Here is a 13,441-nt window from a genome sequence, read left to right as displayed (position 1 = left end):
GGAAATTAATTATTTTGCAAATAGTTGACAATTTCTTGTGCGATCGCTTCGGTGCCATCTTTCGGTAACGACTGAGTTTGACGGGGCGGTTTTAGCGGTTCGTGCAGAAATCCCCAACCGCCCTCAAAAAACTCAGTTGGGCTGATAATTTGATGATAACCGTAATTTTGAATTCCTTCTATGAGTAAAGGCGATTCGGCAAAACCTTCTCGCGTTAGGGTAACAATCGGAACATCAAGTCGCAAAGCTTCGGAAAAGGTGCTGTATCCGGGTTTGGAAATTACCCGTCCGCATAAAGGCATCACATCGACCGGACGGCACTCGCCACCGTCAATTGGCAGTAAATTAGGAAAATCGGGTAGATCGCGATCGAAACTGATAAATTGCCAGTCGGGAAATTTGAGTACGTTTTCGTAAGGAATTTGTTGTAAACCCAAACCGCCAAATGTGAACAGAATCGTTTTTTCTGGCGATGTAGTTATATTAAAGCGAGTGCGTAGTTCGTCTAAATTGTATCGGGGCGAACCGCCAGTCAAACCCACATCATCGATAACTGGAAAGGCACTCATCGGTTCGTGAAGAGGTAGGCGAAATAAGCGATCGCACTTACTAAAACATTCGCCAATCCAATCAGCTATTTCAATAAATTCTCCACCCCAATCACCATAGATAAAATCCCAACCAAAATTGCTCATCATCCAACATGGTATCCCAGCAGCTTTGGCAATAACCGCTGCCAAAGGTGGAATATCTGCCAGCATTAAGCTGACTCGGTTTTGGCGAATAAAACTAGCTTCTGTCGCCACTATAGATTGCTGCTTTTTGATAATTTCCCGCAGTTTTTCCAGTGTAGCTGCTTTATCCATATTCAAGCTATCTGACTGGATGACTCCCACATCAAAACCGCGAGGACGATGAATAAAATCTCCTGGAATATAGGACTCCAGCAACCATCGCGGTGCTGTTGTCACCATAATTAATAACACTTCTGGATTTAAGCGCTGAATTTCGGCGGCGACAGATGCTGCACGCACTGCATGACCGAATCCATGATTGGTGATGGCAATGTATAAAGTCGGTCTTTTAGACATATAACTTCAAAAGTCAAAAGTCAAAAGTCAAAAGTCAAAAGTCAAAAGTCAAAAGTCAAAAGTCAAAAGTCAAAAGTCAAAAGTCAAAAGCTCGGTAGGTTGGGTTGATGTCGCCAAACCCAAGGCATTTGTTATCTAGGAGAGGTGTTTGATTTGTTGTGAGCGATGATTTTTGATGTTTGGGAAACGAGTATATATGAGCGCACGGATTCCCATTCTCTTAGGATACCATACAAATCTCAAATCGCAAGAGAATTTGGCAAAAATTTTTGTGTCTGGCGGGTTATTTTGGCAATGTTCGATCGCAATTTACTCGCTCGGTAGGTTGGGTTGAGGTCACGAAACCCAACCCAGTTACCAGGATAGTTAGGTTTGACGGTAGTTCAACCCAACCTACTCTTTTTGAGTATATATAAGGTGTTTGATTTGTCGCGAGCGATGATTTTTGATGTTTGAAAACCGAGTATATATGAGCGCACGGATTCCCATTTTCTTAGGATAACATACAAATCGGAAAAAGCAATAAGATTTTTGTGTTTGTTTGGTGCTTTTTTCAATGTGCGATCTGAAATTTAGAAACGAATTTGATGAGCCGATCGATCTCATCTGTTGTGGTGAAGTAGTGGACACAAGCACGCACACAATCGGGTTGATGAATAGTGCGGAGGAGAACACCTTGAGATTCCAAAAATAGCACTAGCTGGCGATGGGAACTACCATCAGTAAATTGAAAAGAAACGAGTCCGGATGCTGGGGGAGATTTCCGCAGGCAAGTAATGTTAGGAAGCTGAGATAGTTGTTGCCAAAGATACTTACTCAAAGAGAGAATTTGTTGATAGCGTTCTGACTGAGAACCCCATTGCTGATGAGCGGAGATCGCAGCTCTGAGTCCAGCATAAAGCGGATAGGCAGATGTCGCAACTTCAAATCGCCGTCCATCCGGTTGCCAACTTATTCCCGCTTTGCTGTATTGCAGACTGCGCCAGCCAATAAAAGTGGGATGCAAACTTTCTGAAGCTTCCGGTCGCACGTAAAGACCGCCCACCCCTTCTGGGCCACACCACCATTTGTGACCTGTGAAGGCATAGAAATCTACTCCCAATTCTGTCAGATTTACGGGCAGCAATCCAACAGATTGAGCGGCATCTATCAGTAATTTTGTAGAATTTTGCTGGCAAGCTTTGACAATTTCAGCTAGGGGTAAAACTTGACCGTTGTTCCAGAGAATATGACTCAACACCGCTAAGCGCGTGTCGGGATAAAGATGTTGGTTAATCGCTGCGATCGGATCTCCTTCATTTAAAGTTGACATCAAATCGCAAACATCAACTTCGATGCCAAAACGGCGCTGAATTTCCCCCACAGTCGCCACAATACCGGGATGTTCGCAATCAGAAATAAGTAAGCGATCGCCTTTTTTCCAATCTATACCCCATAACACAATATTGCAACCTACCGTCACATCCTCGGTGATAGAAATCGTTTCCGGTGGGACAGCTAATTCAAACGCGATCGCTTCCCTAGTTTTATTCGCCTCGTCCAGCACCCAGGCTAATGCCTGTTCAGAAAATGGCCCAATACCCTGCACGTATTCATACGATCGATAAATAGCCTCCAGCGCCGCTTGGGGCATGGGCCCTTGACCGCCGTAGTTAAAATAAGCTTTATTTGCCAAAGCTGGGAATTTTTGGCGATGCTGTAACAAAGTTTGTACTGAAACCGCGTCGGTCATCATCTGAGAACTGGGGATTGGGGATTGCAGATTGGGAAATACCACAGTTAAGCGTAAGCCCAAACAAGATTTATTGCTAGTGTAAAGTTATGTTAGTAACTGCCGAACTGCTGCTACACTACCAACGCTGTCACCGACGGGCGTTTCTCGATGTCTGGGGAGACCCCTCCCAGGTGGAACCTCCCAGCGACTTCTATTTAAAACTGATCCAAGACCGTTTCGCTCATCAAAAAAATGTTTTAGCAGATCTGGTTTATCACCAGCCAGAATACCCAAAGGGCGATTGGGAAGCTGGTACACAAGCCACATTAGCATTGATGCAGCAAGGTGTCGATCGCATCCGCAAAGGAGTACTGATCGCGACGCTAGATGGCACGATGGGGGGAGTGGGAGAGTGGGAGAGTGGAGGAAATTTCCCTTCAAATAATATTCCCGAATCGCCTCTTACCTTATTAAGTCGTCCCGATTTATTAATCAAACAACCCGGACAATCTCGTTTTGGCGATTGGCATTACGTTCCCCTCGATATTGAATTGGGTAAACGTGCCAAACTGGATTATCAAATTATCGCCGCTTTTCACGCCCAAGTCCTAGCCCAACTACAAGAGGCAATGCCCGAAACTGCATGGCTAATTTTGCGCGGAAAAAGACCGTATTCCGTGCAGCTAGACATCCGCATTCCCCAAATGCAATTAATTTTAGCAGATTGCATTCAACAGCTACTTAAAGAGTCAGCACCAGAAATTTTTATCAGTCGCCAAAAATGCAATATTTGTGGATGGCACAGCTACTGTCACGGCGTAGCCAAATCTCAGCAGCACCTCTCGCTCCTACCGGGAGTTACCCCCAGTCGCTACGAGATTTTGAAAACGCTTAATTTGACAACATTGGAATGTTTAGCAGATACCAGCTTCAGCGTTTTGGAACCTCTTTTCGGTAGCGAAGTAGCGGAACAGCTAATCAGGCAAGCGCAATCTGTATTAGAAAATCGAGTAATTTTCAAATCAGATCGACTCATAAATTTACCGACTGCCCCGATTGAGTTGTATTTTGATATAGAAGCCGAGCCCGATCTAGATATAGATTATCTTTTAGGAGTGCTGGTTGTCGATCGCGAAGCTAAAACTGAAAAATTTTATGCTTTTTTGGCAGAACAGCCGGAAGATGAGGCATCAGTTTGGCAGCAATTCTTAGATTTAGCTTGGACTTATCCTTCCGCCCCTATTTTCCATTTTTGCGATTACGAAATGCAAGCTGTCAGGCAATTAGCTGGACGCTACAAAACATCTAACGATTTGTGGCAACCTCTGCTCGATCGCTTTGTGGATATTCATGAAGAAATCTCCACGGGTGTAACCTTGCCTTTAGAAAATTATACTCTCAAATCAATTGCGCGTTGGCTGGGCTTTGAATGGCGGGATACCAAGGCAAATGGAGCGCAGGCAATTTACTGGTACGATCGTTGGTTAAAGATTAGCGATCGCGCCAGCTTAGATGCGATCGTCCGTTACAATGAAGATGATTGTCGCGCCACATATCACGTTAAAAATTGTTTAGCCAACTTTGTCCGCGATTCTCTCAAAGTTAACGCTCTTTAAACAAATTGCGACGTTAAATTAAGTAGGGTGTGTCAGAGAGATAAAATTAATAGCGAGCGCAAAAATTCTGCATTCTGACGAACCGTGCAGACTCATTTAGACATAGCATATTTAACCGCTTTTCGTTCCAATGGTTTTAAATGTGGCAGTTGACTTTCTGTGAAAGTAAATTCTCGATCGTATTTTAAACCGACTTTTTCCATTACTCTTATAGAGGCTTTATTTGTTGCCAAAGCCCATGCCACGACTCGTTTAACGCCCCATTCAGCAAAACCCTTTTCTACCAACAATTGAGAAACTTCAGTTGCATAACCTTTGCCCCATTTCTCTCTTTTCAGCCGATAACCAAGGGCGATTTCTTCATCATTTACCACATTTAGTTCGACAGCGAAAGCATTTTCGATCGCCGGATATAAATGAAACCAACCGATAAAATCTTGACTTGATTTTTCAATAGCTGCCCAAAACCCAAAATTTTCGTATTTGCTGTAATATCCAATAATTCTAGGCAGAAACTTCGATTGAATAAATGCGCGATCGTTTGGCACACCACCACTGATGAATCGCATTACTTCGGGGTCGCTATCCAAAACAAATAAATTATCAGTATCTGCCTCAGTAAAATAACGAAGAATCAATTTTTCGGTTTCGAGAAATACTTCCATATTTTTACCGATGAAATTATAAGGTGGGTAATACCCACCTTTATTATCTAACCTTTCACGCAAATAACTTGTTTGAGGGTTGCCACAACCTCAACTAAATCCGCTTGATTGGCCATCACCTCATCGATCGGCTTATAAGCGCCTGGAATTTCATCCAAAATACCCTCATCTTTGCGACATTCCACCCCTTTAGTTTGTTGAATCAAATCATCCAAACTGAAATTATTCTTCGCCTTATTGCGCGACATCAAACGCCCAGCCCCGTGAGAACAACTGCAATAACTTTCATGATTTCCCTTACCTTTGACAATGTAAGATTTTGCTCCCATCGAACCCGGAATAATGCCGTAATCTTCCTCAGTAGCCCTCACCGCACCCTTGCGCGTCACATAAACTTCCTCACCAAAATGTACCTCTTTTTCCGCATAATTGTGATGGCAATTCACAGACAGTAAAGGCTTAAATTCCCTACCGCCAGCGAGATGTTTTTCAATAACCCGCTTCAAACGCGCCATCATCACATCGCGATTGAAACGAGCATAATCTTGCGCCCACTGTAAATCGTTCCAATAAGAGGCAAACTCTGAAGTACCCGCCACAAAATAAGCCAAATCTCGATCTGGTAGACGTATATCTGCCAATTTAGCTAATTCCCTTCCCCTCTCAATATGATTTTGCGCTAACATATTACCAATATGTCGCGAACCGGAATGCAACATTAACCAAACTTGGTTATCGGTATCCACACAAACTTCAATAAAATGATTGCCGCCACCGAGAGAACCCATCTGTTTGATAGCTTTACTTTCTAGGTGTTGCACTCCAGGATGCAGTTCGTTGAAATCGTGCCAACCTTGCCAGTTTATCACTGTTTTTTCGGCTTCTTTATTTTCGTTGAATCCCACTGGAATAGCTGCTTCGATATCCAGACGAATTTTCTTCAGCTTGCCCTCAAGTTTATCGGCATTAAATGGAGTTTTGACTGCCATCATCCCGCAATTGTGAACGAAGACACCAGCGGTGAGTGCAAAATTGCCATATTGTGGGACTGTCAGACAATATACGTCTTGTCTTTCTTCGAGAAGAATAACATCTACTACTTTATGGTTGTAGCTATGTTGGTATTTCCGATGGTTATGAAGTCCTATTGGACTCTTAACTGCCTCGCCGCAACGATCGCAGGTGTACAGTCTATTGGCAATTTCTTTGCTCTTGGCTCTTCCTTTCTCGCTTCTGTTGTAGTCGCTTAGATACTGCTTTCCTCTTTCACCATTACCGGAGATAGATACTCTGAAGTGTTCGGGATTTTCCTGCATATAACGCATGATATTTTTTGTCCCGCGTTCGGAGTAGTAACGGTATCCATCTGGTGTTCTGGCTTTAGCGGCTAAGGCTTCCTTTCTGTTTTTCTCAAATTCTGAAGATTGCCAATGAGTGTTCTTCTCAACCAACATTCGATGGTAGGAAGAATGGTCTTTATCTCCCATGAATTCCAGGTTTTCGGGTCGATTGTCAGCACCATCAAAATTCTTATGGTGAATGACTGTTCTCTGACCTTTAAAAGAGGGAACTTTTTCGAGCAGTCCAGAGCGAGCAATAATCCAGTGTGCCTTCTGCCATCTGCCCGAATAAGGTTGTTGAATTAAGGTGTAACCATATTTATCAGCTTTGGAATAAAAAGGCATCAAAGAAGTACCTGGTTTGAGATTGGCAGCTGACTGGTAGCTACCATCTCTGAGCATAAATTGATGGTCAGGAGTACATTTAATTTCCGCACCGTTATCTAGAATTACTTTCATCAGTTCCGCATTACGCCGAGTTAATCGAGCTGTCGCCTTAGCTGCTGCAATTCTATGTGTCTCTGTGCAGGAATAGATCGCAAACTCTTGCTCCCAAGTCGCTAATTCTGCCATTGGATAGGATTTTCCATCAACTAGGGGAACTAAAGTTTCTCCCGCAAAACAACCGATATCGACTCCGACAGCAGCTGGCATAATTGCTTCTTTAGTAGCAATTACAGACCCCACCAAAGCGCCTTTGCCGAGGTGAACGTCGGGCATTAGCGCTACGTGCTTGAACACAAAGGGCAGCGATGCTACATTCTTGGCCATCTTACTTTCTTCTGGGCCAAGGCTGTGGTTAGCCCAAGAAAGTATCGGCGCTGGAGTTGAAATTTCTAGCTTTTCGTAGGGCATAACCCGTTTGCTTTCTCACCAAGTAATTACGTAATACTACTAATATAATACAACATTTATTCGATCGCACCACACTAGAAACCCGGTTTCTTGAAGAAACCGGGTTTCTGGGGTTTCTGGGGGTTTCTGGGATAGGCGTACTCGATCGCACTGCCAGCCCTGTAAAATCTTTAAGGTGGGAAGAATCGAGCCGCACCCCCTCATCCCAAAAACTGAGGCATGACACTAAAGGCAGTACTGTTTGATTTTAACGGCGTCATCATTAACGATGAGGCGATTCACGAAAAGCTGATTGGCCAGATTTTGATTGATGAAAATTTGCGGCCAAAACCGGGGGAATATCGGGAAATTTGTCTGGGGAGGAGCGATCGCGCTTGTCTTTCTGATATACTTTCTCGTCGGGGTCGCGTTGTCACCGAAAACTACTTAACCCAGCTGCTCACCCGCAAAGCCGAAGCTTACCGGCAAGAATTGGAGAAACTGGAAAAATTACCCATCTATCCAGGACTGGAAGACTTGATTTACAAGCTCCGGGTCGCCAAAATAAAAATGGCAGTAGTCAGCGGTGCCCTGCGTGCGGAAGTAGAACTGGTACTAAATCGAGCTAACCTAGCCCAAAACTTCGAGTTAATCGTCGCCGGAGATGACCTCACAGCCAGCAAACCAGAACCAGATAGCTATCTGCTAGCAGTAGAGCGATTGAATCAGAAATTTCCCGATTTTAACCTGAAACCCTCCGAATGTCTGGCAATTGAAGATACCTTTGCCGGAATAACAGCCGCCAAAAGTGCTGGCATACAGGTAGTTGGCGTCGCGAACACGTACCCATTTCATATGCTCCAGCGACAAGCGAACTGGACAGTAGATTTCCTTACACACCTGGAACTAGAGCGAGTGCAAGAATTATTTTCTCGAAAAGCACCCCAAACAACCGCCAGCTAGTGTTATAATTAAGGATGGCATTTCGTCGATGCGAGATGAAATCCTCAATACGGGGAATTAGCTCAGTTGGTAGAGCGCTGCGATCGCACCGCAGAGGCCAGGGATTCGAGTTCCCTATTCTCCATAGGTTTCGGGAAGCTAATTAACCGCAAGTCTACTAAAAATCTACTATCAGGTAATTAAATGCCGATCCTATATAAATATCTTTGTTTCTGGTGATGTCCTAGCAAAGTTAGACAATAGTAATAATTGGAGAAAGCGAACTCATATACGTTTAAAATGGACAACTGTCTAAGTTTGCCTATGTACCTATTTACTATGTACCTATTTAGTAGTACTATTGTACTATATAGCAGTAAATCAGCAAAATGAAAGGAGAGTTGCTCAAACGGCTATTTAGAGCGATCGCTAGTGAAGATAAAACGGCGATCCAAAGTATGCTATCTGTAGTCGTCGAGGAAGAACGTAAAAAAGGGCATACCCTCCTGGCTGAACAACTCGAAAATATTACCCACAAAAGCAGTCGTAAATTGCCCCGCACTCCTCCAGAGATGTCAGCACTTTCACCTGATACCTCTGGAAATGTAATTTCTTCTGCACCTTATAGTGGCACTCGTTCAAAGACACCTGATACTCACTCCCTAACCTTGCTGTCGAGCAAGCAACGTTTTAACCATCCCTTCATTGTTACTATTCCTAGAGAGCGTTTACGACACCACATGATTCTTTCAGATGTTGTGGAAGAGCGTTTTCGCCGGATCGAAAGAGAATATGCCGCTCGCGATCGATTAGCTCATCACGGTTTACGCTACCGCCAAAAAATCCTACTCTACGGTACTCCTGGGTGCGGTAAAACGATGGGGGCTGAACGTTTAGCTTGGAATACAGGGCTTAGTCTTGTCAAAGTACGCTTTGATGCAATGGTTTCTTCCTTTTTAGGGGAAACAGCAACCAATTTGCGCGAAGTCTTTGAAACAGCCTCTCAAACTCCGTGTTTAATATTTATTGATGAATGTGATGCGATCGCTAAATCACGGGAAGACGTTCAGGAAGTTGGCGAAATTAAGCGTGTTGTTAATACTTTTTTACAACTACTTGATGAATACGAAGCCTCAAATGGATTACTTGTTGCAGCCACAAATCTGACTAAATTTCTGGATGAAGCCGTTTGGCGACGATTTGATGATGTCATCGAAGTGCCAAAGCCTACATCCGTAGAAATAGAAGCTATATTAAAACAGACACTTTCCTCAGTTGAGGTTGGCGTAATTAACTGGGAAACGATTGTGCAAAAACTGGATAAACTTTCAGCTGCACAGATTGTTCGAGTTGCTCAAGATGCTGCCAAACGCGCCATCCTCGATCGAGAAGAACTTGTCATCCAAGACCACTTAGAGGCATCTATTCGAGACGTTTTAGCTTCCCATGTCTGAGCAATTGAATCAATTTCCTCATTTACCCCTACGTTTAACCAATCAAGGAACTGCTGCTCTACCTCCAGGAGGTGGGGGTAAAATCTCTGCAACTACTCTGGCTAATCGAGCCAATGCAGGTGGACATGGTAGCAAGCTAAATTCTTCTATATCATCTATTGTCTCAAGTTGGGAGGAGGAACGCGAAAAGCGCAAGAAAGAAGGTAAACCTGAGCTTCCAGATTCAATTTCATTCATTTTGCAAGTAGATCCTAATTTATTTGACGCAGATGCGCTGAAAAGTTTTGGGATTGAGGTTGTTGCCGATCTAGAGGAAGGTTACATTATTGGAGCATCGGCAGATATAGGACTTTCGGAGCTCAGAAAAAAGATTCAGCAATTCATTGAGTCCCAGTGGGGTGGTGGCAAAGTTCCAGAAATATGGGAAATTCTGGAAGGGACTAGGCGACCGGAGTATATCCTTTCACCTAGTCTTCAATCCCAGTGGGATAAAATTTCAGATCATCAAGAATACATTGTCGATGTAGGCATTTCTTGTATCAATATTAAAGAACAATATTCTAGGTGTCCTAAGCGGGAAAGCTTTAAAAACGATGCAGAGTTTCAGAAAAGAATTAATAACTGGCTGGATAAACATAACCTCACATACGAAGAGTGGGATGATCTGTATTCAGAGCGAGAAGCCAAATTTATTAAATTTATTCAAGAGCCGCTATATCGGGGAGAAATTTTGCGGTCGGTTCAAAGTGACGAAGTTGGTATTTCACGTTTACCCGATAGCTTTTCTTGTCGAATTCGCATACTTGGTAAAGGTTTAAAGGATCTTGTTCTCAACTTTCCATATATTTTTGATGTCAGCGAAGCCGATGAATTTATTGCTCCATCCGTTACACCAAATAGCTCTGAATCCGATCAAGAACAGTTTCAATTAGAAGCACCTGAGCCAAATGCACCCAAAGTTTGTATCATCGACAGCGGTATTCAAGAAATTCACCCTAAACTGAGAGTTGCGATTGACTGTAATCTCTCCACATCTTGGGTGCCTGGTGAAACGAATATGACTGCTGATTATTGTAGAGGTGGTGGGCATGGTACTAGAGTTGCAGGAGCAGTTCTATACCCACGAGGCATTCCTCAAACAGGTCGTCAGCAGGCAGTGTGTTGGCTTCAAAATGCCAGAATTCTCGATGCGCGAAACGAACTACCTAAACGGCTTTTTCCGCCTGACGTTTTAGAAGAAATTGTAAATATTTATTACTGCCAAACTAGAACGCGAATTTATAACCACTCAATAGCTGGAATTTCACCATGTCGCACCCAATCAATGACTTCTTGGGCAGCAGCTATTGATAAACTAAGTTGGGAAAACGATGTTCTTTTCATTGTGGCTGCTGGTAATATTGAGGCTCGCGCAAACTATGTCACACGCCCTTCAATTTCTGCTCATATACAAGCTGGTCGTAAGTATCCACAATATCTGCTGCAACCCTCTGCACGGGTCGCTAATCCAGCACAAAGTTTTCAAGCACTAACTGTTGGTTCTGTTGCTCATAAAACTTACAATAATCCACCTCTAAGGTCGATAGCAGAAGAGAATCATCCTTCTTCTTTCTCCTGTTCTGGCCCTGGCATCTGGGATACTATCAAACCAGAAGTAGTTGAATATGGTGGCGACTACGCGATTGACTCGCCAACTTCACTAAATTTCACGACACCAGAGTCAGTTTGCCCAGAATTGATTCGTTCAACCCGTGACGGTGGTAAAGCTGTTAGTGCAGATGCTGTAGGAACATCATTTGCTGCTCCTAAAGTCACACATATTGCTGCTGCATTAGCAGCAGCATTTCCACAAGAAAGCACCCTCCTTTACCGCGCACTCGTTGTTCAATCAGCGCGTTTACCAGAGTGGACAAATAATTTGGATGCTAAAGAACTTTATTATGCAATTAGGACTATGGGTTATGGTATTCCAGACATCAATCGCGCTCTCGGCAATTCCCCTAACCGTATAACGTTGACAACTAGAGGATTAGAACGCATTAAAGCTAGACAAGCTAAGGTTTACCAAGTAAAAGTTCCAGAAAATTTCTTACCTCAAGGGGAAGGGTTTGACATTCTGATTGAAATCACTCTTTCTTATGTCGCTGAACCTCGTCGTACTCGACGTAATCACAGGAAATATTTATCAACTTGGTTAGATTGGACTTGTAGCAAATGCGGAGAAGATCCCGATCGTTTCCTCGATAGAGTTCTCAGCGAGTATGATGCGCCAGAAGAGGCTGAAAAAGGTGACAAACTATTCCGATGGACGCTAGGGAAAAGGCAGTTTAAACCGACCAACGGACAAACAAGCCCAAAAGGAATTGATGGCATAGTAAAGGAACTGTCCCGAAGTAAAGGAACTATTCAAAAAGATTGGGCGACTGTAAAATCCTATGAGCTACGGGAAGGCTTTTGTATTTCTGTAGTTGGACACGCAGGCTGGAACCAAGATACTAATGCTGAAGTACCTTTTGCGCTGGTTGTTAGCTTTGAAGCTGTCAATTCAAGTATCGACGTATATACCTCGTTTGTTGAAGCAGAGGCTAAAGTACGTACCGAAGTTAAACAACAGCAGAAAATACAGATTCAGCAATCAGTCTAAAAACTTTATCTTTCAACCACTCATACGGAGGAAGAAAATGGGTTTCTGGAGTGTACATCCCCGCAGTATTAATCTATTTGTAAATTTGTAACTTTCGGCACAACGAAATCAAAAGTTACAAATATTGCGATCGATCGTATCCTGGAATACAGAAGGCAGTTAGTGTCGATCGCTCGATCGCACACACCCCATTTCTTCCCTCAGTAAAAACCAAATTTCCCTTCTTCCATTCCACAAACTCACTTTATTGCAGCGAACACCACCCGATCGCATCTTTTTGTAAAGTTTCGTAATGAATATTTTCTATCAAACGGCTTATGGGTCAAGTTAAAATATTACCGCCAGAGGAAGTTACTTTAAAGTACAGTATCCGTAAGGATCGCGCCTACTCTTATCCGAGCAGTATGACGTTACGCACCTTATACTACCCTAAGCATTTTCACTCCCTTGACAGAAGTCCTCATACAGAAATTTCAGTATACAGAGCTAAAAAATAAGCAGTTATACTCTCTTTTTCCATCAAGATATTAGTCAGTTTATTAAGCATTTTGTAATTCTTGTATCATCTTGTGTGCAATACTGTTTAGTAGAAGCAAAATTGGGTATCTTAAAACGTAAAGGAATACTTAAGAGGAGGTCGTATGACTCCCACCCTGCTACGTCAGTTATGGACTTTAATTGAAACCACCCAAGCCCATATCCTGTTAAAGCTCGATGATGCAACGCTGGTACAGTGGCTACTCAAGCAACTAAAAAATGAGCGATCGCTCGACCACAACGAAACCAACATCCTCAACGAGTATATTTACTCTAAATTGACCCTAATCAGAGACCTCGCCTTAGAGCGTCAGTCCACCTGGCAACAAACCCATTAACGATACTAAAAATCGCGATCGGATCGGATGTCCTCGATCGTTTTATTTGGTATAGTCTATAACATAAATAAAAATCTCCAGGCAATAACTAGCAAGACCTGCGTTTGCCTGTGATATTTTATATATTTGGATCGTTAACAAACCTGGAAAATACAGGTACTGAAGCCACCCCAGCCCTAAAGGGACGGGGGTTCAAAATGCGATGATGCCTCTACTTGGCTCTCCCGAATTGGTACAACATCCAAATTCTTAGCATCGACATTGAG

10 protein-coding genes and 1 tRNA gene are annotated in these 13,441 nt (G+C 43.2%); 7 read left to right on the top strand and 4 right to left on the bottom strand.

All coding sequences use genetic code 11. The features are described from left to right. Nucleotides 1–5: 5 nt before the first annotated feature. The gene (locus H6G03_RS25615) at nucleotides 6–1,091 is read right to left on the bottom strand and encodes a glycosyl transferase (protein WP_190470573.1); all 1,086 of its coding nucleotides are present in this window, start codon (nucleotides 1,089–1,091) and stop codon (nucleotides 6–8) included. A 196-nt stretch (nucleotides 1,092–1,287) separates the two neighbouring features. Here H6G03_RS25615 and H6G03_RS25610 point away from each other — a divergent pair, with 196 nt between their 5' ends. Further along, a complete protein-coding gene (locus tag H6G03_RS25610) occupies nucleotides 1,288–1,425 on the top strand; it encodes a hypothetical protein (RefSeq protein ID WP_190470571.1) in 138 nt (45 codons plus the stop codon). 219 nt (nucleotides 1,426–1,644) lie between these two features. On the opposite strand, the gene H6G03_RS25605 is transcribed toward H6G03_RS25610, so the two are convergent. Next, nucleotides 1,645–2,823 (bottom strand): aminotransferase class V-fold PLP-dependent enzyme, encoded by a 1,179-nt coding sequence (locus H6G03_RS25605; protein ID WP_190470621.1) that lies wholly within the window; start codon nucleotides 2,821–2,823, stop codon nucleotides 1,645–1,647. 89 nt (nucleotides 2,824–2,912) lie between these two features. Here H6G03_RS25605 and H6G03_RS25600 point away from each other — a divergent pair, with 89 nt between their 5' ends. Next, nucleotides 2,913–4,421, top strand: coding sequence for a TM0106 family RecB-like putative nuclease (locus H6G03_RS25600; RefSeq protein ID WP_190470567.1), 1,509 nt, complete (start codon nucleotides 2,913–2,915; stop codon nucleotides 4,419–4,421). A 92-nt stretch (nucleotides 4,422–4,513) separates the two neighbouring features. On the opposite strand, the gene H6G03_RS25595 is transcribed toward H6G03_RS25600, so the two are convergent. Further along, nucleotides 4,514–5,086: a GNAT family N-acetyltransferase gene (locus H6G03_RS25595; protein ID WP_190470564.1), complete on the bottom strand. Its 573-nt coding sequence runs from the start codon at nucleotides 5,084–5,086 to the stop codon at nucleotides 4,514–4,516. A gap of 47 nt (nucleotides 5,087–5,133) precedes the next feature. After that, a complete protein-coding gene (locus H6G03_RS25590; RefSeq protein WP_190470561.1) occupies nucleotides 5,134–7,281 on the bottom strand; it encodes an RtcB family protein in 2,148 nt (715 codons plus the stop codon). Between the two features lie 219 nt (nucleotides 7,282–7,500). On the opposite strand from H6G03_RS25590, the gene H6G03_RS25585 reads away from it, so the two are divergent. The 5 genes from H6G03_RS25585 to H6G03_RS25565 all read left to right on the top strand — a co-directional run bounded on the left by H6G03_RS25585 (nucleotide 7,501) and on the right by H6G03_RS25565 (nucleotide 13,175). Beyond that, the gene (locus H6G03_RS25585; protein ID WP_190470558.1) at nucleotides 7,501–8,223 is read left to right on the top strand and encodes an HAD family hydrolase; all 723 of its coding nucleotides are present in this window, start codon (nucleotides 7,501–7,503) and stop codon (nucleotides 8,221–8,223) included. 51 nt (nucleotides 8,224–8,274) lie between these two features. Continuing rightward, nucleotides 8,275–8,347 (top strand) — tRNA-Ala (locus H6G03_RS25580). A 244-nt stretch (nucleotides 8,348–8,591) separates the two neighbouring features. Then, the gene (locus H6G03_RS25575) at nucleotides 8,592–9,656 is read left to right on the top strand and encodes an ATP-binding protein (protein ID WP_190470555.1); all 1,065 of its coding nucleotides are present in this window, start codon (nucleotides 8,592–8,594) and stop codon (nucleotides 9,654–9,656) included. Further along, entirely contained in the window at nucleotides 9,649–12,300 is a 2,652-nt protein-coding gene (locus tag H6G03_RS25570) for a S8 family peptidase (RefSeq protein WP_190470552.1), read from the top strand. Before H6G03_RS25575 ends, H6G03_RS25570 begins: the two co-directional genes overlap by 8 nt. A gap of 641 nt (nucleotides 12,301–12,941) precedes the next feature. After that, nucleotides 12,942–13,175, top strand: a complete 234-nt coding sequence (locus H6G03_RS25565; protein WP_190470549.1) for a hypothetical protein — start codon at nucleotides 12,942–12,944, stop codon at nucleotides 13,173–13,175. The last annotated feature ends 266 nt before the right edge of the window (nucleotides 13,176–13,441 follow it).

Source organism: Aerosakkonema funiforme FACHB-1375, assembly GCF_014696265.1.
GTDB classification, from domain to species: Bacteria; Cyanobacteriota; Cyanobacteriia; order Cyanobacteriales; family Aerosakkonemataceae; genus Aerosakkonema; species Aerosakkonema funiforme_A.
The sequence above is the reverse complement of the archived record's forward strand: the minus strand, read 5'-3'. Positions and strand labels throughout refer to the sequence as shown.